Below are 24856 nucleotides of genomic sequence, written 5' to 3'. Positions count from 1 at the left end.
TGTTACTATACACACTGCGAAAATTGATTTATATTGTAACTAGATGGAATAATGAAGGGTGAGTCGAATGACGGAGTTCAACGATACGATTTTAAAAGCTTATCATGGTGAAAAAACGGACTACACGCCGTTATGGTTTATGCGCCAAGCGGGACGTTCGCAGCCAGAATACCGTAAACTGAAAGAAAAGTATTCTCTATTTGAAATTACGCATCAACCCGAATTGTGTGCGTATGTGACAGAACTGCCAGTGATCAACTACAACACAGACGCGGCTATTCTCTATAAAGATATCATGTCGCCACTTCCTCCAATGGGTGTTGATGTCGAAATTAAAAAAGGTGTCGGACCGGTGATTTATAACCCGATCCAATCGAAAATGGATGTCGACAAGTTAGATGATCTAAACCCAGAAGAAGATGTGTCATATGTTTTAGAAACGATTCGGATTTTGACGGAAGAGAAGTTGAATGTGCCGTTAATCGGCTTTAGTGGTGCACCGTTTACGTTAGCAAGCTATATGATTGAAGGCGGCCCGTCGAAACAGTACAATAAGACAAAGGCAATGATGTACGGGGATCCCGAGACATGGTTCGCATTAATGGACAAGCTTGGTGATATGATTATCACATATACGAAAGCACAAATCGCTTCTGGCGCTAAAGGGATTCAAATCTTTGACTCATGGGTCGGTGCTGTTAGTGCACAAGATTACCGCGTCTTTATTAAGCCAGTGATGGAGAAGATTTTTAATGCGCTAAAAGAAGAAGACGTACCAACGATTTTATTCGGAATCGGCGCGAATCATTTGTTGCTTGAGTTTAATAGTCTACCATGTACGACAGTTGGCTTAGATTGGCGTACATCGATTACCGAAGCGCGTGATATGGGCATCACAAGTTCGCTTCAAGGAAACTTAGATCCAGCTGTGTTATTAGCAGATTGGGACGTCATCGAAAAGAGAACGAAAGCAATTTTAGATCAAGGAAAAGATATTCCAGGCTATGTGTTTAATCTAGGACATGGCGTTTTTCCAGAAGTGGATCCAGAAACGCTGAAACGCTTAGCGGCGTTTGTCCATGACTATACTTCAAAGTAAGAGGAGTTGAATGAATGATGGCAGAGAAAACAGTAGGACTACTCGTCATGGCGTATGGTACGCCTTACAAAGAAGAGGACTTAGAACGTTATTACACACATATTCGTAAAGGGAAGCGCCCGACCGATGAGATGATTGAAGATCTCCGTAGTCGTTATGAAGAGATTGGTGGCATTTCACCACTTGCGCGTATTACACGTGAGCAAGGTGAATCTTTAGAAGCGAAACTTAACGCAGAACAAGATGATGTTGAATTCAAGCTGTATCTTGGTTTAAAACATATTGATCCGTTTATTGAAGACGCAGTTCAACAAATGGCAGAAGACGGCATTGATGAAGCTGTCAGTATTGTATTAGCGCCGCATTATTCGACGTTTAGTATTAAGTCTTATAATGGCCGTGCCCAAGAAGAAGCAGACAAGCATGGTATTCAGCTGACGTCAGTTGTCGACTGGTATGATGAACCAGGCTATATCGAATTCTGGGTTGAACAGATTAATAAAGTATATGGTCAAATGACAGAAGAAGAGCGTCATAACGCATGCTTAATCGTATCAGCACACAGCTTGCCAACGAAGATTATCCAAGAAGGTGACCCTTATCCTGACCAATTACAACGCACAGCGGATCTAATTGCTGAAGGTGCAGGCATCCAGGATTATGAAATTGGTTGGCAAAGTGAAGGGAATACACCTGATCCATGGCTAGGCCCTGATGTGCAAGATCTAACACGCGATTTATTTGAACAAAAAGGATATACAACATTTGTTTACGCCCCTGTAGGTTTCGTAGCTGATCACTTAGAAGTGTTATATGACAATGACATCGAGTGTAAACAGGTATGTGATGAGGTAGGTGCATCCTATTATCGTCCAGAAATGCCAAATGCCAATCCGAAGTTTATTAACACACTATCTAAAGTCGTTCTCGATACGATGAAAGGGTAATGTCTTATGGCAGAGCGCAAACAAATTGCGATTATAGGCGGCGGGATAACGGGATTAACCGCCGCTTATTATTTGCAGAAGAATAATGTGGAAGCTGATATCACACTGTTTGAAGCGTCTGATCAATTAGGTGGCAAAATTTCAACTATTGAACGTGATGGTTTTACGATTGAGCGTGGCCCGGATTCATTTTTAGAACGGAAAAAGACAGCGAAAACGTTAGCACAAGATTTAGGGTTAGGCGATCGACTCATTCGAAGCGCGACAGGAAAAGCGTTTATTTTATCTCAAGATGAGTTGCATCCCATGCCTGCTGGGGCGGTTATGGGTGTTCCTACGGATATGAAGACGTTCATGCAGTCAACGTTGTTTTCGGCTTCGGGCAAATTGAATGCCTTAAAGGATTTCGTTACGAGTAGAACTGAAGTGGACGGCGATATTTCTGTTGGACACTTTTTCCGCCGCCGATTAGGTGATCAAGTGGTTGATCGTTTGATTCATCCATTGATTTCAGGGATTTATGCCGGCAATATTGATAATCTAAGTTTGCAAGCAACGTTCCCACATTTCTTACAGACGGAACAAAAATACGGCAGCTTGATTCGTGGCTTACAAAAAACAACGCCAAGCCAGCAAACGTCTGGCAAGAAACAAGGTATGTTTTTAACATTGGATGGCGGTTTGCAGACACTAGTAAACGGTTTAGCGGACGCGCTTGAGTGTGACGTGCGAACGTCGAGCCCAATTGAACGTGTGTCGAGGCAGGATGGTCGTTATATGATTGATATTGAGGGAGAAGAGGATTCTTTTGAAGCGGATTATGTGATTGCAACGACCCCTCATGAGGTCACAGCTCAGATGTTTTCTGATGTGTCGTTTATGGACGATTTCCAACAGACTAAGAACACGTCGGTTGCGAATGTGGCGATTGCGTTTGACGAAGAATCCGTGAAGAACTTACCTGACGGAACAGGTTTTGTTGTGTCACGTAAAGAAGGCTACCGAATTACAGCATGTACATGGACGCATAAGAAGTGGCCACACACAACACCAGAAGGTTCGGTTCTCTTACGTGCTTATGTTGGAAAACCAGGTGATGAAGAGGTTCTTGAATTATCAGATGATGAAATTGCTGATTTAGTTATTGAAGATTTGAAGAAGATCATGACAATCGAAGGAGAGCCTCGTTTTCATATCGTGACGCGCTGGTACAATGCGATGCCACAGTACACAGTTGGCCATTTAGACCGCGTCAAAAAATTAGAAACACATCTAGAAAATGAGTTGCCAGGCGTGTTTGTTATTGGCAATACCTATCGAGGCGTAGGATTACCTGATTGTATGGACCAAGCGATTCGTACAGTTAAAACAATCGAAACACTCGAATCCTAGCTTGGCTTGTTAATTTATTAGATAATTCCTTGAATTTATTAAATAATTCAACTGATTTATGAGATAACTGATAAGTAATTAAATAACTTCATGAAGTTATTTAATTACTGGCTTGATTTTTGAAATAAATAGAGGCATTTATTTCAAAAGTTAAGCGTAGGCCCTTTATAACACATAAAAAAGTGCTCTAACGTGAATTAGAGCACTTTTTTAATAGATGGTTGCAGTTGGCTTATGAAATCGGGTCACATTTCTCACATTTGTTTGTGTAGCAATCAGCCTGTTCGTTCATGTCCTTATTACAGACAGTACATTGCTTTTTCGGTAGGTTACGGAAAAATTGGACAGGTGACATTAACATGAAATGACCTCCTCAAGATTTTGAGTTTTTAGACAATTTCTTTATACTCATACTATACTGTATTAATACAGATTTGTGAACCGTATATCTGTTATATAACTAAAAATAGGAGGAAATACCTATATGAAGTGGACAGCCATTGGCACTTGGGGAGCCTATCCTGAGGCGGAAAGTGCGACATCATGCTATTTAGTTGAAAAAGACGGTTTTTCAGTTATCATCGATATGGGAAGTGGTGCGTTGTCACGACTGCAACAGTATATAACAGTAAATGAAATAGATGCGATTGTTATATCACATTTCCACCATGATCATGTGGCAGACATTGGTCCATTCCAGTATGCCTGTCTCGTTAATGAACAGATTGGAACATTGAATGGCCGCGTGCCAATCTATGCTGCAGCAGATGGTGATACAGATTTCGATGTGTTGGATCATGTGGCGACAGCTGGGCGTGGATATGACCCCGATAAACCATTACATCTCGGGCCGTTCACCTTTAAGTTTATGAAAACAAAGCATCCTAAAACGTGTTATGCTATGCGCGTGACAGATGGTGAAACAACGGTTGTCTATACGGCTGACACAGCTTTTTTCCCTGAGTTAACTGGCTTTGCGAAAGACGCTGACTTGTTGATTGCGGAAAGCAGTTTTTACGATGGAATGGATGGAAGTGGCCCAGGCCATATGACGAGTACGGAATGTGGTAGATTAGCTGAAGATGCAGGTGTGGAAAGACTTTGGCTGACCCATTTACCCCATTTCGGGCAGTTAGCGGACTTGGTAAGTGAAGCTAATGCGGTTTACAGCGGCGAGGTCGAGTTAGCACGTGAAGGGTTAAGTTTTAATTTGCGAAGATAGGCGAATTTGCTTATACTTTTAATAGATATATAAAATGAAGGGAGCTTCACCATGTTATATTTTATCGATAACCAAGGTAATAACGATCCATATTTGAATTTAGCGATTGAAGAGTATGCCCTAAAACATTTGAACATTGATGATGATCAACAATACTTACTGTTTTACACGAATAGTCCGTCGATTATTATTGGTAAAAACCAAAACACAATCGAGGAAATTAACACTGATTTCGTCGACGAGCATGATATTACAGTCGTCCGTCGCCTATCAGGGGGTGGCGCGGTTTATCATGATTTAGGAAACATAAGTTTTAGCTTCTTAGCAAAAGACGAAGGCGATAATTTTACAAACTTCAAGAAGTTTACTCAGCCAGTAGTGGACGCGCTTCAACAGCTTGGCGTTAATGCCGAATTGTCCGGTCGTAATGATATTACGGTAGATGGACGGAAAATTTCGGGTAACGCGCAGTTTACGACGAAAGGGCGCATGTTTAGCCATGGAACGCTCTTATTTGACTCCGAAATTGAAAAAGTGGTTCGTTCATTACGCGTGAAGTCCGAGAAAATCCGTTCTAAAGGAATTAAGTCGATCCGTAGTCGTGTGGCGAATATTTCGGAATTTCTTGAGGACGATATCACGCTTGAAGACTTTAGACAATTGCTATTAAAGTATATCTTTGATGTTGATGATTTAAACGATGTACCAGAGTATAAGTTGACAGAAGATGACTGGGCTAAGATCCGTGAGATTTCAGAAGCGCGTTATCAGCGTTGGGACTGGAATTACGGAAAATCACCTGCATTTAACATCCAGCATACGAAGCGTGTAGAAGGCGTCGGCTCATATGACGTGCGTCTAGACGTGAAGAAAGGCGTTATTCAAGATGTGAATATCTTCGGTGACTTCTTTGGAATTGGTGAAGTGAGTGACGTGGAAGATGCGCTTAAAGGTGTTCGCTATGACCGCGAAGCGATTGAAGAAGCGTTACGTGATATCGATGTTCAGCATTATTTAGGTAAAATTCCAGACGAAGAGTTCATGGCATTAGTTTATTAAGATTAAATGGTAGGAAAAACCCCGCCAGCTAGTTGGCGGGGTTTAATATATCACAAGGATTGTTAGACAATCTGCGGGAATTGTAAAACAAAGTAGCGAGATTGTTAAACAATCTCACTACTTTGTGAAATAACTGATTAACATTGTTAAATAATATAAGAAGATTGTTTAACAATGTTCAAAAACAACATCTAATTTGTTTTAATATTGATTATGAGAAGCGTCTTGTTTGGTCTCATGAACGGTGCCACGTGGGTGTTCAGGTGGAGCATAAATCGAATACAATTTAAGTGGTGAACGCCCGATATTTGTTAAGTTATGCCATTTGCCAGCCGGAATAAAAATGGCATCATTGTCACGTACTTCGCGTTCGAAATTCGGTCGGTCTCGGCGGTCGCCCATTTGAACTAGGCCGCGTCCACCTTCAATTCGAATAAATTGGTCATGGTTTTGGTGTCGTTCTAAGCCAATATCATCCCCTGGAGCAATGCTCATTAGGGTCAATTGCAGATACTCACCCGTCCATAGCGCTCGGCGGTAATAAGGATTCATCATTGTCGCGCGTTCTATATTGACGACATATGGATTTGGTCCGTAATCAACACGGTCTTGTGGCGGTTGCCAACCTCCGCCTGGTTGACCATTCCAACCCGGCGGACCCCAACCTGGTTGATTCGGGCCACTCCAACCAGGCTGGTTTGGACCACCCCAGTCTTGCTGGTTGAATCGAAAATCATAATAATTCGGGTCAAAATACATATTATGCTAAACTCCTTTCTAGATCGTCTCTTGTTTAACCTATGCACATGTCTTGGCGAAAGGGATAGAAATTGGAGAGAATAGGCGAGTGTAGCAGTGGTAATTTGGCGAGGAGAAGAATGTTATGTGACAAAGTTACTCTTTTATTTAACAAATGATCGATATTGTTTAACATTTATGATAGATTGTTAAACAAAGTTCTGAGATTGTTAAACAAAGTTGCAAGATTATCTAACAATCTTGTTGAGGAGGAGGTGTTACGATGAGTGGACAAAAACGTGAAGCGATTAAACCAGGAACTACGGTCGATATCGTTTTGAAACAAGACCAGCGATCAGGCAAATTGACTCGCGGAACAGTCAAAGATTTGTTAACTAAATCAGCATCCCATCCACACGGGATAAAAGTTCGTTTAGAAGACGGCCAAGTCGGGCGAGTAAAAAACATCATTACAGATTAGTTTTAACTTGCTTAGATAACCGAAATAATTTATAATAAATTCAGACAATTTAATGAATGATTATTCATTCAACATTGCGCCCAAGATTGAAAGGGCTTACATATCTAAGGGAGGTTGCAAGATGAATTTAAGTGATCAACTATCATTAACCGCAAAAGATCATCTATCGAAACCGGCTTACATTTTCAATGGGGAAGCGACAGACTACAAGACATTAGAGGGTTCTGTGACGAAATTCGCCTCAAGTCTTGAATCTCTAGGCTACCAAAAAGGAGACCACGTCGCGCTAGTCGTCGGCAACACACCTCATTTCGTGATTGGCTTATACGGTGCGCTCCGCCTCGGATTAACCGTCGTCCCAGTGAACCCACTTTATACAGGAAATGAACTGTCTTATATCTTAAATAATGGCGATGTTAAAGGGGTTATCACGCTTGATGTCTTGCTTGAAAAATTTGAAGCAATCGATGACCAACTGAACATCAAGGATTATATTGTCGGAGAAACCGATCCACAACTTAGAGACCGCCAGTCACCACTAGAAAATAAAGTGCACTCTTTCATGAATCTCGTGCAATCAGGCAGTTTAGAATTCAATCGTCCAACGTTAGACGATGATGATACCGCTGTCATCCTCTACACATCAGGTACAACGGGCAAACCTAAAGGTGCCATGCTCACACATAAAAATTTATACTCAAACGCAAAAGATACAGGAAATTATCTTCAGATTGATGAAAACGACCGTGTGATCGCAGCATTACCGATGTTCCACGTGTTCTGTCTAACTGTTGCACTCAACGCACCATTAGTCAGCGGTTCAACAGTATTAATCGTGCCTCAGTTCTCACCAGAAACAGTGTTTAACATCACGCGTGAACACAGTGCGACTGTTTTTGCTGGCGTTCCGACAATGTATAATTATTTATTACAATATCCTAACGAAGACGAAAAAGACTTCTCTAGCATCCGCCTTTGTATCTCTGGTGGTGCATCGATGCCTGTTGCATTATTAGAGAAGTTCGAACAACATTTCGACGTGCAAGTGTCAGAAGGTTATGGCTTATCTGAAGCTTCACCCGTGACAGCATTTAACCCACTAGATCGTCCACGCAAAGCTGGTTCAATCGGCACGGATATTACAAATGTGACGAATAAAGTTGTTGACCAAAATGGTGAAGAAGTGCCACGTGGGGAAGTCGGTGAACTTGTTGTACAAGGGCCTAACGTCATGAAAGGCTATTACAAGATGCCTGAAGAAACACAAGCCTCGATCAAAGATGGTTGGCTTTACACAGGAGACATGGCACAACAAGATGATGAAGGCTATTTCTACATCGTTGACCGCAAAAAAGATCTGATCTTAGTCGGCGGTTATAATGTCTATCCGCGTGAAGTCGAAGAGGTGCTCTACAGTCATGACAATATTACCGAGGTCGCTGTAATCGGTGTTCCAGATGAGAACTTAGGAGAAGCGGTTGTCGCCTTTGTTGTCTCGAATAATCCAGAACTAACCGAAGCAGAATTACGTGAATTAAGCGAGGCTCAACTTGCTAAATACAAACAACCGAAGCAAATTAACTTCTTAGATGAATTACCAAAAAATACAACCGGTAAAATTTTAAGACGAAGCTTACGTGACCACGTCGCAACAAATTAATAAAGGAAGCGTTTACACGGGTTCTCTGGCTAATCAAGCCAGAGAATCTTTTTTATATTAAGGGTTGATTTTCCCCAGACGCTCTCATATAATGATAAACAATATTCCGAAATTCTTTAACACGTCAAAGCGTGTATGCAAAAAAGGGGAGAGCTAATTTATGAAGCGTTTATTGTTAATGGTAGTGATGATCAGCACCTTAAGTTTAATTGTCGCGTGTGGTGGCGACAGTGAGTCAAACAGTGACTCAAGTGATAGTGAATCGAATGGAAGTAGTTCTGAAGAAAGTTCAGGTAACAGTGGCGTATCGGAAGAAGAAGCCGATTATGTTGTCGGGGTCTCACAAATTGTTGAGCACCCGTCACTCGACAGAGCAACAGAAGGGTTCCAAGATGCTCTTGATGAAGCGGGCTTAAAAGTGTCATACGATGTATCCTTAGCTCAAGGAGATAATCAAAACGCGCAACTGATCGCTGAACAATTTGTAAGTGATGAAGTTGATTTAATCTTCGGTAACTCAACACCGAGCGCCCAATCAGCCGTCAATGAAACAAGTGATATTCCGATTGTTTTCACATCTGTAACAGATCCAGTTGGTTCAGAGTTAGTCGAATCAATGGATAATCCAGGAGGTAATGTGACAGGTACAGCCGATTCCCATCCAGAATCTGTTCCGAAAACAGTTGAGCTTATTAAAGACATGGGCAAAGAATCAATTGGCCTTATTTATAACTCGGGTGAACAAAACTCCGTAACACAAGTTGAAAACGTGAAAAGTGTTGCAAGCGAGCATGATCTCACAACAGAAGAAGCAACGGTTTCCTCCTCATCAGAAGTCATGCAAGCCGCTCAATCATTAGCAGGAGATGTTGATACGTTCTTAATCGTGACAGATAACACGGTCGTTAGCGCACTAGAGTCCGTCTTATCCGTCGCACAAGAAAATGACGTTCCTGTCTTTTCAAGTGAACTAGATTCTGTATCACGCGGGGCGTTTGCTGGATTTGGTTTCGATTATTACGACATTGGTTTTGAAGCAGGTGAAAAAGCGGTGCAAATTCTAGAAGATGGCGCCAATCCTGGTGACATCGAAGCCAATTACCCACAAAATCTGAAGCTCCACATTAACGAAGATGCTGCAAGCGAAATGGGCGTAGAGTTAACAGACGACTTAGAAGAACGAGCAGCGGAGATTGTGTCAACGGAAGAAGGTGAGTAAGTCATGTTACAAGCATTATACGGTGCAGTTGAATCAGGATTAATTTACGCGTTAATGGCATTAGGTGTCTATATATCCTTTCGATTGCTTGATTTTCCAGACTTAACAGTTGATGGCTCCTTTGTGACAGGGGGAGCTGTAACCTCAGTCATGGTCGTGAGTGGTGTCGATCCATTTACCGCGACTTTAGCTGGCGCAGCGGTCGGCTTTCTCGTCGGTTGTATTACGGGGATTCTGCACACGAAAGGCAATATTAATCCGTTATTAGCGGGTATTTTGATGATGGTCGCCCTTTATTCGATTAACTTGCGAATTATGGGTCAGCCGAATATACCACTTTTAAATGAAACGACTGTATTTACGGTGGTGGAAAATTGGTGGCAAACCTTGAACTTGCAAGGGATCGTGATGGCACCGTTTGAAGCGCTTGGCATTGCCGCTTACGTTCCGAGTTCATTAGATGTGCTTGTAGCCGCAACTATTCTTATGGTCATTGTGAAAAAGTTACTCGATTTCTTCTTACGTACAGAAGCGGGTACGACATTGCGCGCAACAGGTGATAACCAGACAATGGTACGCAGTTTCTCAGCAAATACAAACGTCTATATTGTCGTCGGCATAGGTGTATCTAACATGCTTGTCGCCTTCAGTGGCTCGATGGTGGTCCAACATAACGGATTCGCAGACATTAACTTAGGCGTAGGCATGATCATTATTGGTCTTGCTTCTGTGATTATTGGTGAAGTGCTCTTTAGTTTTGGCTCGGATAAAATTGTTCGTACCACACTTGCTGTCATTTTAGGTGCCATTGTATACCGCATGATTTATGCGGTCGCGCTACAAGTTGATTTCTTAGAGGCGAGTGATATGAAACTCATTACAGCACTCATTGTTGTCGCAGCGCTCGTCGTCCCGAATTGGCTCGGTCAAACGAATGCGAAACAGCAGTATAAAAAATCGAAAGCAAACGCAGCGAAACAAGAAGCACGTCAAGCTGATGCGGAAGGGGAGAAAAGTCATGCTACAGCTCAATCACATTCATAAAACGTTCTACCCGAACACACCAGATGAACGCCAAGCGCTCGTTGACTTGCATCAAGAGCTTTCAGGCGGCGATGTTGTCACAATTATCGGTAGTAACGGGGCTGGTAAATCGACATTGTTAAACACGATCGCAGGCTCGATTGTGCCTGATGAAGGCGATGTCGTCATTGACGGAAACGACGTCACGAGGCTTTCCGAACAGAAGCGCGCCGCCTATATCGGCCGCGTCTTCCAAGATCCGAAAGCCGGCACAGCACCAGGGATGACGATTGAGGAAAACATGATGATCTCACTCGGTCGCACGAAACGACGCAGTCTATTCCGCGGCGTAACGAAGCAACTACGCCAACAATTCCGCGAGCACTTAGCAACACTCGAAATCGGTCTTGAAAATCGTTTGAATACCAAAGTCGGCTTATTATCCGGCGGTGAACGGCAAGCGTTGTCACTCTTAATGGCAACCTTTACCGAACCAAAAATTTTGCTACTCGACGAGCACACCGCAGCGCTTGACCCGTCGAAAGAAGAATTGATTTTACGCTTAACCCGCGATTTAGTCGAACGCCATCAACTGACAACTGTGATGGTCACACACCAAATGGAGCAAGCGATCGCATTCGGCAATCGCCTCTGGATGATGGATGAAGGCAAAGTCATATTCGAAGCCAATGACGAGACGAAACAAGACCTAACAGTAGAAGACCTTCTCGATCAGTTCCAAGCCATTCGTGGTAAGAAAATGGCCAACGATCGTGCGTTGTTAACGAAATAAGAGATATGAACGTCCGGCTGGGGTAGTCGGGCGTTTTTCATGTTTCAGACCGAAATGATTCATTAAATTTTTAATCAATTGTTGATTTTTAGCTCATCAAGTGATTTACTATCTATATAAAATCAGAGGAGGTGAGGGAGTTGTTTTCTAAAATATTTAAGATTACCCAACTATCAACTATAAGATTAATCGTTCTATTTTATGGATTTGCAGTGCTATTAGCTATGGCAGTATTAGCGCTCCCCATCTTTCAAAATGAAGGTGTTAATTTAACTTTCATCGATTTACTATTTACGGCAGTTAGTGCTATCAGTGTTACTGGATTAACAGTGGTCTCAACTGCAGAAACCTTTAATGCTGCAGGTAGTATTGCCTTGGCCTTCTTATTACAATTTGGTGGCATTGGAATAATGACACTTAGTACTTTAATTTGGGTCTTGTTTAAAAAGAAAATAGGGATTAAAGGCAGAGAGCTAATCAAGATCGATCAAAATAGAGCCACATTAGGCGGCCTAGTAAATTTACTATTAAATGTGTTCAAAATTATCTTAATAATTGAGCTTATTGGTACAGTTGTATTAGGTACATATTTCTTGCAGTATTTTGATACATGGCAAGAAGCTTTCTTACAAGGTTTTTTTGGATCAGTTAGTGCTACGACTAATGCCGGTTTTGATATCACAGGGTCCTCGCTAATACCATTTGCAAACGATTACTTTGTACAGTTTGTGAATATGTTGTTAATTGTTCTGGGAGCTATAGGTTTTCCTGTCTTAATAGAAGTGCGCGATTTATTATTAAGTAAAAAAGAAGATGTTAATCCAAAATACAACTTTTCGCTATTTACTAAAATAACGACGGCTACTTTTTTAGCTTTAGTCCTAATAGGTTGGGTCTTAATAATATATTTAGAGAGAAATGGGACATTTTTCAGTGATAAAGCTTGGCATGAGGTTCTATTTTATGGTTTGTTTCAAAGTATCACAACAAGAAGTGCCGGACTGTCGACAATGGATGTAAGTGAATTTACCGACTCAACTTTGACGATGATTTCTGCACTCATGTTTATTGGCGCTTCTCCGAGTAGTGTTGGAGGAGGTATTAGAACAACAACATTTGCTCTTATGCTCATAGCTATATTTAATTATGCTAAAGGACGACAATCGATAAAAGTATTCGGTCGGGAAATTGATAATATCGATGTCATGCGCTCATTCGTGGTTATCAATACAGCGGCTATCTTATGTTTGTTTGCTGTTATTACTCTTGCTCAAATTGAAGATTTTTCATTACTACCTATTGTTTTTGAAGTTTCATCTGCTTTTGGAACAACTGGCTTATCAATGGGAATCACTGCAGATTTAAGTACTGCAGGTAAATGCATTATTATCTTCTTAATGTTTGTTGGTAGGATTGGCATATTTTCATTTTTATTTTTACTAAGAGGTAAAGTAACAAAAGACAGATATCATTATCCAAAAGAAAGAATTACGATTGGGTGATAAGTGATTAAGTAATAGTTCATCTAATTAAAGTAATGAAAACAAATTGATTTTACGCTTAATCTACGATTTAGTCGAACGCCATCAACTGACGACCGTCATGGTCACACACCAAATGGAGCAAGCAATCGCATTCGGCAATCGCCTCTGGATGATGGATGAAGGCAAAGTCATATTCGAAGCCAATGACGAGGCGAAACAAGACCTAACAGTAGAAGACCTTCTCGATCAGTTCCAAGCCATTCGAGGCAAGAAAATGGCCAACGATCGTGCATTGTTAACGAAATAAGAAATGTAAACGTCCGGCTAGGGTTAGTCGGGCGTTTTTTGATTTTTTTTTCTTTAAATCGATGTGTTAATGAAGAGAAGGGGGAAGAAGAGGTGTCTTGAGGCCTTTATCATTGGAAATGTATCATAGAATTATCACTAATTATAAATCCTCTTTAGATGCGAGTATTGGGTATAGAATTTAATTTTCGAATAGTGAAAAATTTAAGATTATCAAAAATTGAAAATTATGTTAGGATTTGTTTCAAAGTAATGACTGTTTTAGATGAGAGGGTGAATTAAATTGATTCCAAAAGGCTTAAGAAAAATTGGGTTTTATGTTAGCCCAGCTATAAGTTTAATTGCTATGCTGTTGGGGGTTGCTGTAATAATCGCTTTTGTCTACTTGTATAACACAAGGTCTGACTTAGGAGTTCAATATTATGTGGTATTAATCCTTTTAGAATTTTGGACGATCAATATGTCATTAAAACACTGGGGAGATGGATTTAAAAAGTTAAAAAGATATAAAAGACACGCAAGGCGGGTGAAAGCAGCAAGGGAGCATGGACGTTAAGGTTTGATTAACGTATTTATGAACAGTCACGCTCTATGCCTCTATTAGAAAACTTTCACATAGGTTATGTATCTTTCTCGTTATTTTGCCATTTTACATAATTGTAAATTAAGTCTATTATCACTGCACAAAAGAAAACAATGCCAATAATTAAATATACTTTAGATGCTAAATTAGTTGACCAATATAAAAGAAGTAATAAAATGCAAGCAAAAGGAAGCATCCACAGATTTCGTATAAACCTTCTTCTGTAAGTTAATTTATGATAAATAAAAACAAAACCTTTATCTTGCTTATCCACATCCTTATACATGTGTGACATCACTAAGCTAACAATTAAAGGTACTGAAACAATGGTAATAAAGGTTACAATATTCATACGATTCCCCTTCCATTATAATCATTCGGGTCAAATATTAATTAAACAGGAGGTGTTAAACAATGGGAAAAACTGAAGGAATAGAGAGCAGGCGTGATTTCTTGGTTTTGTCTGTTCTTATTTATTTTATATCTGTTTCAGAACTACTGGGTCATTTTTGGTTACTTCTTATAAGTGGGATAATAGCCATTTATTTAATTGGATATGTTTGGAACCCATTTAATGAAGAAGAAAATACCCATGATTCTATTACTGGATTGATTTCATTGTTCTTATTAATGGCTTCTGCTATTCAGGGCAAATCGTTCTTATTTGTTGCAAGTCTGATCATAACAGTTTTTTTAATTAATTTTGTGTGGAACATATTAAGAAAAGAAAATAAATCTTATAAAATATCATTGAACGGATTGTTAGCGATCCTTTTTATAACTGTTGTTGCAACTATATACAGAGCTTTGGTTTAATAATGAAGATGTTGAAAAGGACCATTGGAAGCAGTTCAGCTTTGGGTTACACTATCATGGTTGATCGTTGTAAAAACTTCCCCTTCGTTTTATAATAGATTTAGAATAAAACGTCGAGGAGTGTCTGATTATGACTGATGAACAAATGAACACCATCATGCAAGCGTTTAAAGAGCTATCTGATGGCCAAAAGGAACTATCTAATAATCAAAATGAATTATTTAAGGGCCAAAAACAACTAATTGATAACCAAAGGGAAATCAATGATCGATTAACACGAATAGAAGAAAAAATGGAATTTATTCAGCACAAGTTAATTGAGCATGATGAACAAATTTATACGTTACGAAAAAAGCATATAACTTCTCAGTAATGAATCTATAAAATAATCCACCAATTATTCAGCATGTTTTATCCAAAGACGCTCGTTTAGTCAGACGGTAATATTTCGTTTACTAATACATGAAGTTGTTCCTCGCTAAGCTCTCCTAAATAGTGACTTTCCATTGAACCATCAGGATTTATAAAATAGGTAGTCGGTAAATTCATAACCATATAATCTTCCATGACTTGTCCATCATTTAATAAAATAGGAAAATCAATCTCAGGAAAACCCTCCAAAAAATCTGTGATTGTATCTTCTGATTCATCTACATTGATGGCGATAACTTCTAAACCATCTTCTTCATATCGTTCATATACTCTTTGAATCGCTGGCATCTCATTTCGGCATGGCTTGCACCAACTAGCCCAAAAGTTCACGATTACGCCTTTACCTTGCAGTTTGTTTAACTCTAGTGAACCATCATCAAGTTTATTTAGCTTAAAATTTGGAGCTGAATCTTCGTCGAATTCAGAGTTAGTGTGACCTTTTGTTATTTCTGCGGGTGATGTTGAATCAAATACTTCGAAATGGTCTATGATGACGATTGCCAAAGCAGAAATGAGTGCTATAGAAATTATAATTTGTAATACCCTCTTCATAATTTGTTCCCCTTATTTTTCAAAATAACAAAGGTAATCTACTATATAAGCATACTGTTTCCGCTCTCATTTGATGAATTTAAAATCAAGATTTCACTAAATCCTCTTGGTTCTCCCGTTGATTCTGTGTCTTTTTAATTTTGATAAAGATCATGATAATAATAATAATCATGATAAAATTGATAACTATGCTGATATTTTCAAATGAAAACAGTGGGTATGGGGTGTTGACTAATCTATAAATGTTGCTAATCAGACTAATAGGGGCCAAGATTAGCGCTATAATGATTGATTTTTCAGTGTAATCTAAAAAACTCATATAAATTCTCCTTTGTGTAGATAATGCATAATTGAAAAAGGCGTCTTAATCCTTAAGCGCAATATAACAGTTAATACTGTTCGTCATTCGATCTAGATACAAAATACAACAATGGTGCAACAAAGACTAATCCTGCAGTAGCTTTACTTAAAAAACTGCAGTGTACGAAAACAATTCAATTTCTCTGCCTAGAATATAGTCTGTTATGATTCGCAAGATAGTGATTATGGTCGGAAGTATAAGGGACGAAAAGAGAATGATTTTCAAACCTCTTGGCATATCATCACTTCCTAAAAAGGTATTTCTCTTGAGTATCGCAGGGACACTTGTTGTTCACCTGACTCGGTTTCTTGGATTCGCTTTTCTTTATAGGTAAATCCTCTTGCTTCATAAAATGGAATCCCTCTATGATTACCTTCTTGGACAGACACCCACTGTTCAGAAATACCTTCTTCGATTTGTTGTTGGGTTAATGTTTCAAGTAGTTTCTTTCCAATCCCGTGATATCTAATTTGATCATCGACATAAAGCATAAATATTTCGCCTGTATTTGTTCCTGTTTTGCCTCCACCAATCACGCCGACAACCTGTGAATCTAGTAATGCTATGTAAGAATAAGATCCTGCTTCTATGTCGCTTTTAACACGTTCTTCATTGTACCAATAGGCCACATTCTTTAACTGATATCTATCACTTAATATGCCTTCAACTGTTTGTTTCCAGCCTATTGAACAAATAGTAGCAATAGCCCCTGTGTGTTTAGTTTCAGGTTTTTCTATGACTATATTCATTGGCTCCACTCCTTAGGTTTCAGTTTTCAATCTCACTGAACTCTGATAATAAAAAATGAACGTTAGAGCTATTGTTACTAATAGTGATCCACCAAAGATATAAACGCCACCCCAATATGGAGACGAGCCTGTTATGACCCAAATTCGATGAGGAATGTGAATGATCATAACGACGATAAGCGTTCCCCATAGCATGGATATGATGTTTTGTTTAGCTTCTTTTAGTACAGAAAATCCGTCAGTATATTTGATTTTAGAAAGTTGCCTCGTTGCGATTAATAATAAAGTGATTGCGGCGATAAGCAATATATAATCCATTTACTAGACTCCCTGTTAAATAGTCATTCATTGCTATATTTTTTGATTCTTAAAAGAGATATGGTTATGTATGTGCAGAAAAAACTTGCTTGACTCCAAATTAAATGTATTTAATTAACATTATAGCTAGCAATATACCCAAAACTGTTAGGCGAGTTATGATTATGAATTTTTTTGAAACATCGTCGTGTTTAGAATCGGCATGCTTAAAATAATGTGTAATAAATACTGTTCCAAACAAAATTAATACAAAAACATCGCTCCCTAATATTTGTTCATTTGTTATAATAGCTGACCCAAGTAACAATAATCCAAAATAACCCATTATTAGATCTAAGTGATTATCAGTCATAGAAACTCCCCCAGAAAAAGCGTTGTCTAACATGCTGCACAAAAGTGTTATACAAGTATGATTTATAGATGTTTTTATAATTCTCAGTTATAGAAACTCAATTAAATTATAGCTAGTGGATCGAAACATTAATATTTCTTCCATGTGTTGATATTATTGTTACCTATGAAAAACTCTGCCTCAATTGGGTATTTAAGAGCTTTTACAAAACCTATTGAACGTCGTCATTACGCTTTATTACGTTAGATCTATTACGTATTAAAAAAATAACCCATACCCTATAACTCCTATTATAAGTATTAAAAGAATAACCAGTGTCACTTTCCAGTTTAAACCACCGACCAAATCTACAAGACTTCCATATTTAGCCCTCTCAGATGAATCTTTCAAATTACCAAGAGGATCACCTTGTCGTTCCTCTTGTCTTACTCGTTCTCTTCTTTCTTCGGGTGTTTCTTTGTTTTCTTTCATTTCGCACACTCCATTCAATTGAGATATAAATTTATACATATGATTCTTCCAATTAATGATTGTTAGAAAAATACTTTCCAAACAGCAATAGATGTAAATATAACAGTGAAGCTATGACACCGAATACAAAAGTATTAATTGTTGTGCTTGAAATCCCTGTAGATGATAAACCAATAAATAGCATGACATTACAAACGATTCCGCCAAACAGATATAAGGTCACTGAGAAGATGTATTGATACGATTGAATACGTTCAATAAGATGGTCTGCAACAATCGAAAAGGGTATGCCGAATATGAGACAAATGGTGGCTGTCACTGAAAAATAGCCCCAAAAATATTCCCAAACATTTCCGAAAGCCGATAATGCGATAGAAAAAATAAAAGCTGTTACTAGACCAACAGAGACTCTTTCTGAGATTTTCACCATTAACACGCCTCTTCTAAAAGTTACCATGATTTTAACATAAAATAACAATTAATAAGTATCATTATTGAACTCTATGCGTTTAAAGATTGCAGAAGAAGCAGTTATGTTTACATACCTACAGGGGGTATGATACTCTTGGTTTAGATAAGGTGGTGACGATATGAGTCAAGCTGAAACATTGCAGTCAATAGAAGAGGTTAGAACGTTTGTCGCGGAAAACGACAATGCGTTGTTATTTATATCGAGCCAAGGGTGTAGCGTGTGTTCAGCGTTATGGCCACGCATACAAGACGAATTAGAGACGTATGACAATATAGCCCTCGGGTATGTCGACGTGGATGAGGTAAAAGAAGTATCAGGCGAATACCTCGTCTTTACGGCCCCGATTACGTTGGTGTTCCAAGATCAAAAAGAAGTGATGCGTGAAGATCGCTTTATGCGAATGGAAGCGTTTAGCGAAAAGATTGACTTGATGTTAACGTAAAAATTTTTAACCATATAAATACTGTACGGGGGTATAGTAAAAAGAAAGGATGTTGATCAAATGAGCGAATATTTACATGACGAACCTGTTGTACCGCGAACGGATGATGAAAAAGAAAAGCTTATGAACCGCCTAAAGCGAATCGAAGGGCAAGTGCGCGGTATTCAAAATATGGTCGAAGAAGATCGCTATTGTGTCGATATATTAGTTCAAATTAGCGCGATTCAATCAGCGCTTAAAAACGTCGGATTTTCTGTCACCGAACGTCATATTAACCATTGCGTGACTGATGCGATTCAAAAAGGGGAAGGTGACGAGACGATTCAAGAGTTAATGGACGTCTTAAAACAGTTTTCGAAGTAAGGAGGGACGAATATGAATGAGAAAGAACATGCAGATTTAACCGTGACAGGGATGACATGTGCGGCTTGTTCGACGCGTGTTGAAAAAGTCCTCAATAAAATGGACGGCGTCGATGCACAAGTAAACTTAACGACGGAAAAAGCAGCGGTCGATTATGACCCTGAACAAACGTCGATGGATGATATTACGAATAAAATCGAAAAAGTCGGCTATGGTGTGTTGAAAGAAGAAGCAGACCTCGATGTGTACGGCATGACGTGTGCGGCATGCTCGAGCCGCATTGAAAAGGTGTTAAATAAACAAAACGGCGTCGAGACCGCGAGTGTGAATTTAACGACAGAATCAGCGTCGATCCAATATAACCCTGGCATCATTGATCCAGATACGTTAATCGAAAAGATCCAAAAGCTCGGCTATGACGCTGCACCGAAAGCGGAAGCTGAGGAGAAAGAATCGTACAAAGAACAAGAACTCAACAAACAGAAGACGAAGTTAATCGTCTCAGCGGCGTTGTCAGCGCCATTACTTCTGACAATGTTTGTCCATTTATTTAACATGTCGATTCCAGCTATTTTCATGAATCCGTGGTTCCAGTTTGCTTTAGCAACACCCGTTCAATTTGTGATTGGCTGGCAGTTTTACGTCGGTGCGTATAAAAACTTACGTAACGGCGGGGCGAACATGGATGTGCTCGTTGCGTTAGGTACGAGTGCGGCTTACTTTTACAGTTTATCAGAAGGGATTCGCACGATCGGCAATCCTGGTTATGATCCGCATTTGTATTATGAAGCGAGCGCGGTCATTATTACACTCATTTTATTCGGTAAATATTTAGAAACGCGGGCGAAAACGCAAACGAAAAACGCATTGTCGTCGTTATTGAACTTGCAGGCGAAAGAAGCACGTGTTTTACGTAACGGCGAAGAAGTGATGACACCAGTAGAAGATGTCGTCGTCGGTGACCATCTGATTGTAAAACCAGGTGAGAAGATACCCGTAGACGGTACGGTCGTCAGCGGCTCGACGTCGATTGACGAGTCAATGATTACAGGTGAATCGATGCCTGTTGAAAAAGAAGCAGATTCGACTGTGATCGGTTCGACGATCAACCAAAACGGTGTGATTGAAATGGAAGCGACGAAGGTTGGTAAAGATACCGCACTTGCGTTGATTGTCAAAGTCGTTGAAGATGCACAAGGGTCAAAAGCGCCGATCCAACGTTTAGCTGACGTCATTTCCGGCTATTTCGTACCGATTGTCGTCGGGATTGCCGTGGTCACGTTTATTACGTGGATCACAGTTGTTCAACCTGGTCAGCTCGAGCCAGCACTCGTGGCGGCGATAGCGGTGTTAGTGATTGCGTGTCCATGTGCACTAGGCCTTGCGACACCGACATCAATTATGGTCGGCACTGGGAAAGCTGCTGAAAATGGTATCCTATTCAAAGGTGGCGAACATTTAGAACGCACACATGAACTAGACACAATCGTACTTGATAAAACAGGTACGATTACGAAAGGGAAGCCTGAAGTCACGACATTTATAGGTGACCGAGAGACGTTACAGTTACTCGCTAGTGCTGAGAAAGGCTCAGAACATCCACTCGCTCAAGCGATTGTGGCATATGCGACAGAAGAAGAGGTCACGTTAAGTGACACTGAACAATTTCAAGCTGTGCCTGGTCATGGGATTGAAGCAACAGTGTCAGACCAAACGATTCTCGTCGGTAATCGTAAACTGATGCAAGATCATGGCGTCGCAATTGGCGATGCAGAACAAACCTTAATCGAGATGGAAGAAGCGGGCGAGACCGCGATGTTGATTGCTGTAGATGGTGAATACCGTGGTATCGTCTCTGTGGCGGACACGATTAAAGAAACGGCACCTGATGCGATTAAAGCATTACAAGACCAAGGCTTAACCGTGATGATGCTGACAGGTGATAACGAGCGTACGGCTCGAGCGATTGCGAAACAAGTTGGCATCGACGACACGATTTCTGAAGTCTTGCCAGAAGATAAAGCAGAAAAAGTGAAAGAACTCCAACTTCAGGGTCACAAAGTTGCGATGGTCGGCGATGGCGTGAACGATGCGCCAGCCCTTGCGATTGCGGATATCGGCATTGCGATCGGTACTGGAACTGAAGTTGCGATTGAAGCGGCTGACATTACGATTTTAGGCGGCGAGTTGCAACTGATTCCGAAAGCGATCAAAGTCAGTCATGCAACGATTCGTAACATTCGGCAAAACCTATTCTGGGCATTTGGCTACAACACAGCAGGTATTCCTGTCGCAGCGATCGGTCTCCTTGCGCCATGGGTCGCAGGCGCTGCGATGGCATTAAGTTCAGTCAGTGTTGTAACGAACTCCCTACGACTTAAACGCGCTAAGATATAAAATGGCTCCCGTTCAGCTGAAGCTGAACGGGTTTCTTTTTGTGATTTGAATTTATGAGATAAATGGACGAATTTATTTCATAAGTTCATGGATTTATTTAATAAATAGCGGTACTAATTTAAAAAGTGAAAGCTGGGCATAGAATAAAAAAGGAATTGAATTTAACTGAAAAGTATGTCATTTTATAATAACAAAAGACACGCACAGGAGGGGATAAGGATGGACCATGCGAAAACAATTGCGTCCTATATCGATGCGAAACAAGACCAGTTCATTCAAATGAGCGATGATTTATGGGAATTTGCGGAAACGGCTTTTGAGGAAGTCGAGTCTGCCCATTATATTACAAGTAGCCTTGAACAAGAAGGATTCACTGTGACACGAGGGATTGCAGGCATGTCGACTGCATTTGTCGCAGAATACGGCTCAGGTGAACCTGTTGTCGCATTTCTAGGCGAATATGACGCGTTAGAAGGGTTAAGCCAAGAACGCGGGGCTACAGAACACCAGCCGATCGTCCAAGGTGGCAGTGGCCATGGCTGTGGTCATAATTTACTCGGAACTGGCTCTTATGCGGCGGCAATTGCGGTTAAAACGTATATGGAAGAACACGGTTTAGAAGGAACTGTCCGTTATTACGGTTGCCCTGCAGAAGAAAGCGGGGACGGAAAAGCATTTATGGTGAAAGCGGGCGTGTTTGATGATGTCGATTTTGCGCTCTGTTGGCATCCAGCACCAGTGAATTCAGTGTTACGCCTTAATGTGCTAGCCGTCCAACAAGTATTTTTCCGTTTTAAGGGTCAATCCGCGCACGCTGCGGCGAGTCCACACTTAGGACGGAGCGCGCTCGATGCCGTTGAACTCATGAACGTTGGCGTCAATTACTTACGCGAACATATCGTCCAGAACGCTCGCCTACATTACGCCGTGACGAATACAGGTGGCAATGCACCGAATGTGGTCCAGTCTGAAGCGGAAGTGCTTTATCTCGTGCGCGCCAGTAACGTCAAAGAAGCACACGAGATTTTCGAACGCGTGAAAAATGTCGCAGAAGGTGCCGCACAAATGACCGAAACCGAGGTTGAAGTCCATTTCGACAGCGGATCGAGTGATCTTGTTCGAAACGACACACTCGATGATGCGATTCAAGCAAGCTTAGACATGATCGAACCACCAACTTACTCAGAAGACGAACGCGCCTTTGCCGAAACGATTCGCAGCACCTTATCAGAAGCCGAACAAAACACATACTGGGCAAATGGCTTAGACGGTCATACCCTTACTGATTTCATTGTCGGTCGCGATCAAATCCATGAACAAACCGGATCAACCGATGTTGCAGATGTCAGCTGGGTTACCCCAACCACCCAATGTCTAACGACTTGCTTCGTCAATGGCACATCACTCCATTCCTGGCAAGCCGTTTCCCAAGGCGGCACATCCATCGGCCACAAAGGTATGCTGTATGCCGGCAAAGTCATGGCCGCAGCTGCGATTGATGTGATGCAAGATCAAGAGAAACTAGAGAAAGCGAAGGAAGAGCTACAACAAAGAACCGCAAAACAAGGCTACATTTCTCCGATTGGTGATGGCGCTAAACCTGGACCAGTAATCTAAAATGAACCGACCTAATGGGAGTTAGGTCGGTTTTGTTATTGTTAAGGTTAATATTAAAACTTATTAGTTTCATTAACTAGGTAATCAACGACACTTTAGGTGATTTTATCTATTAAAGACTTTAACTACTTAACTAGAAATTTTCATTAAATTATAGAAAATGAGCGTTATTGTTTAAACATTAACTAGCTTTACTGAATAAAAGGCTACAATTTAGGTCATTTTTGAACAAATTGCGATTTTACTTTTGAAAGTATTTTAACTAATATAAATATAAATTTATATTAGGGAGAGGTTCATGTGAGAATTGAAGAAGAAGCTCGAGTAAGCACTAAAACGATGGCGGTATTACCTTATGAATTTTCAGAAGGTATTTATGGTTCTTATGTTGTTGATCAAGATGATGAATTTTATAGTTATTCGACACCAAAGCAATTAATAAATGAAGCCTGTCATTACTATTTTTGTAGTTTGAAAGGCCGTCTTGAAGGGACAAGGAAAGTGTTCGGTATCAATAGAAAGCTTCCGATCGTCATTGAACCATCTTGTAATATGTACTTCATGCCGACAACGTCACCGCTTTCGCATGATTGTGCTTGGATTTCGCATGGTTATGTGGAAAGCTTGGAAAGACTATCGACTAAAGAAACGTGTATTAAGTTTAACGGAGGCAAAGCGTTAACCGTTCCATATTCTTATAATTCATTAAATAATCAACTGTTTAGAACTGCTCAGTATCGGCATATGATTACTGATCGTTTGTCAAAACCATCTCTATAAACAGTCAAAAAAGTAACAAAAACCGTGTGATAATCATATAACTGATCTATCACACGGTTTTATTATTTAATCGTAATTCCATCCAAATACCTTCTTACTTCCCCATCAACTTTATCTTCATCATACAGTTCATCATACATCACCGTCTCAAACACTAACCCATGGATAAAGATTGTTAATGTATTTGCGGCTTCATCGATTGATTCGTCCTTACTTAAGTACCCATTCTCACTCAGCATGGTCACAATCTCTTTCGCGAAGCTATAGTTGACTTCGCGGGATTTGTTTTTGGCTTCATGGTAGTCGGGGTTCATGGTGGCCATGATGGAGAATTTCATCCATATATCGTTTTCCATGCGTTCTTCTTCCGTGCTGGCTTGGACGATTTGTTTGATCATGCGGACGGCGTTGTCGAAGACGTTTTCGTCGTTATGGTGTTCGATTTCGTCCATGCGGGCTTTGAACCGACTGTAAATCTCCTCGATTGCATCAATATAAATATCGCCTTGTTTCGGAAAGAAGTGCTGGACAGATCCGAGTGATAGGTCAGCTTCTTTGGCGATTTCTCGTAGTGTTGCTTTCTCGAAGCCAGAGCGGTGTACGATGCGGAACATCGCCTCAATAATATGGTCTTTTCGTTCGGTGTGGTCGATTTTTTTCGGCATTGAAAAACGCTCCTTGCTTTTATAGGTCAGTTGTATTATAATGAATTTAGGTCAGTTGACTTA

The 24856-nt window shown here is 40.4% G+C and carries 30 protein-coding genes; 20 read left to right on the top strand and 10 right to left on the bottom strand.

Going from position 1 to position 24856, the window contains the following annotated elements:
* Positions 1-67 precede the first annotated feature (67 nt).
* The 3 genes from hemE to hemY are packed head-to-tail and all read left to right on the top strand — an operon-like array spanning position 68 to position 3438.
* Positions 68-1099, top strand: coding sequence for a uroporphyrinogen decarboxylase (gene hemE / locus FHR85_RS09915; RefSeq protein WP_167262751.1), 1032 nt, complete (start codon positions 68-70; stop codon positions 1097-1099).
* A 17-nt stretch (positions 1100-1116) separates the two neighbouring features.
* Entirely contained in the window at positions 1117-2046 is a 930-nt protein-coding gene (hemH, locus tag FHR85_RS09910) for a ferrochelatase (protein ID WP_167262833.1), read from the top strand.
* 6 nt (positions 2047-2052) lie between these two features.
* Positions 2053-3438: a protoporphyrinogen oxidase gene (gene hemY, locus FHR85_RS09905; RefSeq protein WP_167262749.1), complete on the top strand. Its 1386-nt coding sequence runs from the start codon at positions 2053-2055 to the stop codon at positions 3436-3438.
* Between the two features lie 232 nt (positions 3439-3670).
* Here the strand turns inward: hemY and yhfH are convergent, their stop codons facing one another.
* The gene (gene yhfH / locus FHR85_RS09900; RefSeq protein WP_424923985.1) at positions 3671-3793 is read right to left on the bottom strand and encodes a protein YhfH; all 123 of its coding nucleotides are present in this window, start codon (positions 3791-3793) and stop codon (positions 3671-3673) included.
* Between the two features lie 129 nt (positions 3794-3922).
* Here yhfH and FHR85_RS09895 point away from each other — a divergent pair, with 129 nt between their 5' ends.
* Together FHR85_RS09895 and lplA are read left to right on the top strand one after the other, a co-directional pair.
* A complete protein-coding gene (locus FHR85_RS09895; protein WP_167262745.1) occupies positions 3923-4660 on the top strand; it encodes an MBL fold metallo-hydrolase in 738 nt (245 codons plus the stop codon).
* Positions 4661-4711: 51 nt separating this feature from the next.
* Positions 4712-5719, top strand: coding sequence for a lipoate--protein ligase (lplA, locus tag FHR85_RS09890; RefSeq protein ID WP_167262743.1), 1008 nt, complete (start codon positions 4712-4714; stop codon positions 5717-5719).
* A gap of 201 nt (positions 5720-5920) precedes the next feature.
* Here the strand turns inward: lplA and FHR85_RS09885 are convergent, their stop codons facing one another.
* Positions 5921-6478 (bottom strand): cupin domain-containing protein, encoded by a 558-nt coding sequence (locus tag FHR85_RS09885; protein WP_167262741.1) that lies wholly within the window; start codon positions 6476-6478, stop codon positions 5921-5923.
* A 262-nt stretch (positions 6479-6740) separates the two neighbouring features.
* On the opposite strand from FHR85_RS09885, the gene FHR85_RS09880 reads away from it, so the two are divergent.
* The 8 genes from FHR85_RS09880 to FHR85_RS09845 all read left to right on the top strand — a co-directional run bounded on the left by FHR85_RS09880 (position 6741) and on the right by FHR85_RS09845 (position 13979).
* Positions 6741-6938, top strand: a complete 198-nt coding sequence (locus FHR85_RS09880) for a YwbE family protein (protein ID WP_167262739.1) — start codon at positions 6741-6743, stop codon at positions 6936-6938.
* A gap of 121 nt (positions 6939-7059) precedes the next feature.
* Positions 7060-8598 carry a fatty acid--CoA ligase family protein gene (locus FHR85_RS09875; protein ID WP_167262737.1) on the top strand — a complete coding sequence of 513 codons (1539 nt, stop codon included), beginning with the start codon at positions 7060-7062 and terminating at the stop codon, positions 8596-8598.
* 160 nt (positions 8599-8758) lie between these two features.
* Positions 8759-9817 carry an ABC transporter substrate-binding protein gene (locus tag FHR85_RS09870; protein ID WP_243864220.1) on the top strand — a complete coding sequence of 353 codons (1059 nt, stop codon included), beginning with the start codon at positions 8759-8761 and terminating at the stop codon, positions 9815-9817.
* A gap of 3 nt (positions 9818-9820) precedes the next feature.
* Positions 9821-10861, top strand: coding sequence for an ABC transporter permease (locus FHR85_RS09865; RefSeq protein WP_167262735.1), 1041 nt, complete (start codon positions 9821-9823; stop codon positions 10859-10861).
* Positions 10836-11633, top strand: coding sequence for an ABC transporter ATP-binding protein (locus FHR85_RS09860; protein ID WP_167262733.1), 798 nt, complete (start codon positions 10836-10838; stop codon positions 11631-11633). Before FHR85_RS09865 ends, FHR85_RS09860 begins: the two co-directional genes overlap by 26 nt.
* Before the next feature lie 140 nt (positions 11634-11773).
* Positions 11774-13135 carry a TrkH family potassium uptake protein gene (locus FHR85_RS09855; protein ID WP_243864219.1) on the top strand — a complete coding sequence of 454 codons (1362 nt, stop codon included), beginning with the start codon at positions 11774-11776 and terminating at the stop codon, positions 13133-13135.
* 46 nt (positions 13136-13181) lie between these two features.
* Entirely contained in the window at positions 13182-13424 is a 243-nt protein-coding gene (locus FHR85_RS09850) for an ATP-binding cassette domain-containing protein (protein WP_208379655.1), read from the top strand.
* A 282-nt stretch (positions 13425-13706) separates the two neighbouring features.
* Positions 13707-13979, top strand: a complete 273-nt coding sequence (locus FHR85_RS09845) for a hypothetical protein (RefSeq protein WP_167262731.1) — start codon at positions 13707-13709, stop codon at positions 13977-13979.
* Between the two features lie 64 nt (positions 13980-14043).
* On the opposite strand, the gene FHR85_RS09840 is transcribed toward FHR85_RS09845, so the two are convergent.
* Positions 14044-14358, bottom strand: coding sequence for a hypothetical protein (locus FHR85_RS09840; RefSeq protein WP_167262729.1), 315 nt, complete (start codon positions 14356-14358; stop codon positions 14044-14046).
* Between the two features lie 62 nt (positions 14359-14420).
* On the opposite strand from FHR85_RS09840, the gene FHR85_RS09835 reads away from it, so the two are divergent.
* Together FHR85_RS09835 and FHR85_RS09830 are read left to right on the top strand one after the other, a co-directional pair.
* A complete protein-coding gene (locus FHR85_RS09835) occupies positions 14421-14822 on the top strand; it encodes a hypothetical protein (RefSeq protein ID WP_167262727.1) in 402 nt (133 codons plus the stop codon).
* Between the two features lie 130 nt (positions 14823-14952).
* Entirely contained in the window at positions 14953-15195 is a 243-nt protein-coding gene (locus tag FHR85_RS09830; protein ID WP_167262725.1) for a hypothetical protein, read from the top strand.
* Between the two features lie 56 nt (positions 15196-15251).
* Here the strand turns inward: FHR85_RS09830 and FHR85_RS09825 are convergent, their stop codons facing one another.
* From FHR85_RS09825 to FHR85_RS09800, 6 genes are all read right to left on the bottom strand, one after another.
* The gene (locus tag FHR85_RS09825) at positions 15252-15806 is read right to left on the bottom strand and encodes a redoxin domain-containing protein (RefSeq protein WP_167262723.1); all 555 of its coding nucleotides are present in this window, start codon (positions 15804-15806) and stop codon (positions 15252-15254) included.
* Positions 15807-16415: 609 nt separating this feature from the next.
* Positions 16416-16916 carry a GNAT family N-acetyltransferase gene (locus tag FHR85_RS09820; protein WP_167262721.1) on the bottom strand — a complete coding sequence of 167 codons (501 nt, stop codon included), beginning with the start codon at positions 16914-16916 and terminating at the stop codon, positions 16416-16418.
* Positions 16917-16928: 12 nt separating this feature from the next.
* Complete coding sequence (locus FHR85_RS09815) at positions 16929-17234, bottom strand: hypothetical protein (protein ID WP_167262719.1); 306 nt, start codon at positions 17232-17234, stop codon at positions 16929-16931.
* A gap of 100 nt (positions 17235-17334) precedes the next feature.
* Positions 17335-17586 carry a hypothetical protein gene (locus tag FHR85_RS09810; protein WP_167262717.1) on the bottom strand — a complete coding sequence of 84 codons (252 nt, stop codon included), beginning with the start codon at positions 17584-17586 and terminating at the stop codon, positions 17335-17337.
* A 258-nt stretch (positions 17587-17844) separates the two neighbouring features.
* The gene (locus FHR85_RS09805; protein WP_167262715.1) at positions 17845-18057 is read right to left on the bottom strand and encodes a DUF6366 family protein; all 213 of its coding nucleotides are present in this window, start codon (positions 18055-18057) and stop codon (positions 17845-17847) included.
* Positions 18058-18109: 52 nt separating this feature from the next.
* On the bottom strand, positions 18110-18487 hold the full coding sequence (locus FHR85_RS09800) for a hypothetical protein (RefSeq protein ID WP_167262713.1): 378 nt from the start codon (positions 18485-18487) through the stop codon (positions 18110-18112).
* Positions 18488-18647: 160 nt separating this feature from the next.
* On the opposite strand from FHR85_RS09800, the gene FHR85_RS09795 reads away from it, so the two are divergent.
* From FHR85_RS09795 to FHR85_RS09775, 5 genes are all read left to right on the top strand, one after another.
* On the top strand, positions 18648-18971 hold the full coding sequence (locus FHR85_RS09795) for a thioredoxin family protein (protein ID WP_167262712.1): 324 nt from the start codon (positions 18648-18650) through the stop codon (positions 18969-18971).
* Positions 18972-19031: 60 nt separating this feature from the next.
* Positions 19032-19334 carry a metal-sensing transcriptional repressor gene (locus tag FHR85_RS09790; protein WP_167262711.1) on the top strand — a complete coding sequence of 101 codons (303 nt, stop codon included), beginning with the start codon at positions 19032-19034 and terminating at the stop codon, positions 19332-19334.
* A gap of 12 nt (positions 19335-19346) precedes the next feature.
* Positions 19347-21731 (top strand): heavy metal translocating P-type ATPase, encoded by a 2385-nt coding sequence (locus tag FHR85_RS09785; RefSeq protein ID WP_167262710.1) that lies wholly within the window; start codon positions 19347-19349, stop codon positions 21729-21731.
* Positions 21732-21950: 219 nt separating this feature from the next.
* On the top strand, positions 21951-23348 hold the full coding sequence (locus tag FHR85_RS09780) for a M20 family metallopeptidase (protein ID WP_167262709.1): 1398 nt from the start codon (positions 21951-21953) through the stop codon (positions 23346-23348).
* A 300-nt stretch (positions 23349-23648) separates the two neighbouring features.
* Positions 23649-24128: a competence protein ComK gene (locus FHR85_RS09775; protein WP_167262708.1), complete on the top strand. Its 480-nt coding sequence runs from the start codon at positions 23649-23651 to the stop codon at positions 24126-24128.
* 62 nt (positions 24129-24190) lie between these two features.
* Here the strand turns inward: FHR85_RS09775 and FHR85_RS09770 are convergent, their stop codons facing one another.
* Entirely contained in the window at positions 24191-24793 is a 603-nt protein-coding gene (locus FHR85_RS09770; protein ID WP_167262707.1) for a TetR/AcrR family transcriptional regulator, read from the bottom strand.
* Positions 24794-24856: the final 63 nt, after the last annotated feature.

The sequence above is a fragment of the Alkalibacillus almallahensis genome (genome assembly GCF_011761495.1).
Lineage (GTDB): Bacteria > Bacillota > Bacilli > Bacillales > Alkalibacillaceae > Alkalibacillus > Alkalibacillus almallahensis.
The sequence above is the reverse complement of the archived record's forward strand: the minus strand, read 5'-3'. Positions and strand labels throughout refer to the sequence as shown.

Bases quoted from the DNA above. Each gene is read 5' to 3' on its own strand.
- FHR85_RS09815 (WP_167262719.1), bottom strand. From the start codon at position 17,234: ATGGATTATATATTGCTTATCGCCGCAATCACTTTATTATTAATCGCA.
- FHR85_RS09790 (WP_167262711.1), top strand. From the start codon at position 19,032: ATGAGCGAATATTTACATGACGAACCTGTTGTACCGCGAACGGATGAT.
- FHR85_RS09770 (WP_167262707.1), bottom strand. From the start codon at position 24,793: ATGCCGAAAAAAATCGACCACACCGAACGAAAAGACCATATTATTGAG.
- FHR85_RS09830 (WP_167262725.1), top strand. From the start codon at position 14,953: ATGACTGATGAACAAATGAACACCATCATGCAAGCGTTTAAAGAGCTA.
- FHR85_RS09835 (WP_167262727.1), top strand. From the start codon at position 14,421: ATGGGAAAAACTGAAGGAATAGAGAGCAGGCGTGATTTCTTGGTTTTG.
- FHR85_RS09825 (WP_167262723.1), bottom strand. From the start codon at position 15,806: ATGAAGAGGGTATTACAAATTATAATTTCTATAGCACTCATTTCTGCT.
- FHR85_RS09885 (WP_167262741.1), bottom strand. From the start codon at position 6,478: ATGTATTTTGACCCGAATTATTATGATTTTCGATTCAACCAGCAAGAC.
- FHR85_RS09840 (WP_167262729.1), bottom strand. From the start codon at position 14,358: ATGAATATTGTAACCTTTATTACCATTGTTTCAGTACCTTTAATTGTT.
- FHR85_RS09875 (WP_167262737.1), top strand. From the start codon at position 7,060: ATGAATTTAAGTGATCAACTATCATTAACCGCAAAAGATCATCTATCG.
- FHR85_RS09805 (WP_167262715.1), bottom strand. From the start codon at position 18,057: ATGAAAGAAAACAAAGAAACACCCGAAGAAAGAAGAGAACGAGTAAGA.
- yhfH (WP_424923985.1), bottom strand. From the start codon at position 3,793: ATGTCACCTGTCCAATTTTTCCGTAACCTACCGAAAAAGCAATGTACT.
- FHR85_RS09895 (WP_167262745.1), top strand. From the start codon at position 3,923: ATGAAGTGGACAGCCATTGGCACTTGGGGAGCCTATCCTGAGGCGGAA.
- FHR85_RS09880 (WP_167262739.1), top strand. From the start codon at position 6,741: ATGAGTGGACAAAAACGTGAAGCGATTAAACCAGGAACTACGGTCGAT.
- hemY (WP_167262749.1), top strand. From the start codon at position 2,053: ATGGCAGAGCGCAAACAAATTGCGATTATAGGCGGCGGGATAACGGGA.
- FHR85_RS09860 (WP_167262733.1), top strand. From the start codon at position 10,836: ATGCTACAGCTCAATCACATTCATAAAACGTTCTACCCGAACACACCA.
- FHR85_RS09780 (WP_167262709.1), top strand. From the start codon at position 21,951: ATGGACCATGCGAAAACAATTGCGTCCTATATCGATGCGAAACAAGAC.
- FHR85_RS09820 (WP_167262721.1), bottom strand. From the start codon at position 16,916: ATGAATATAGTCATAGAAAAACCTGAAACTAAACACACAGGGGCTATT.
- FHR85_RS09800 (WP_167262713.1), bottom strand. From the start codon at position 18,487: ATGGTGAAAATCTCAGAAAGAGTCTCTGTTGGTCTAGTAACAGCTTTT.
- FHR85_RS09865 (WP_167262735.1), top strand. From the start codon at position 9,821: ATGTTACAAGCATTATACGGTGCAGTTGAATCAGGATTAATTTACGCG.
- FHR85_RS09785 (WP_167262710.1), top strand. From the start codon at position 19,347: ATGAATGAGAAAGAACATGCAGATTTAACCGTGACAGGGATGACATGT.
- lplA (WP_167262743.1), top strand. From the start codon at position 4,712: ATGTTATATTTTATCGATAACCAAGGTAATAACGATCCATATTTGAAT.
- FHR85_RS09810 (WP_167262717.1), bottom strand. From the start codon at position 17,586: ATGACTGATAATCACTTAGATCTAATAATGGGTTATTTTGGATTATTG.
- hemE (WP_167262751.1), top strand. From the start codon at position 68: ATGACGGAGTTCAACGATACGATTTTAAAAGCTTATCATGGTGAAAAA.
- hemH (WP_167262833.1), top strand. From the start codon at position 1,117: ATGGCAGAGAAAACAGTAGGACTACTCGTCATGGCGTATGGTACGCCT.
- FHR85_RS09870 (WP_243864220.1), top strand. From the start codon at position 8,759: ATGAAGCGTTTATTGTTAATGGTAGTGATGATCAGCACCTTAAGTTTA.
- FHR85_RS09795 (WP_167262712.1), top strand. From the start codon at position 18,648: ATGAGTCAAGCTGAAACATTGCAGTCAATAGAAGAGGTTAGAACGTTT.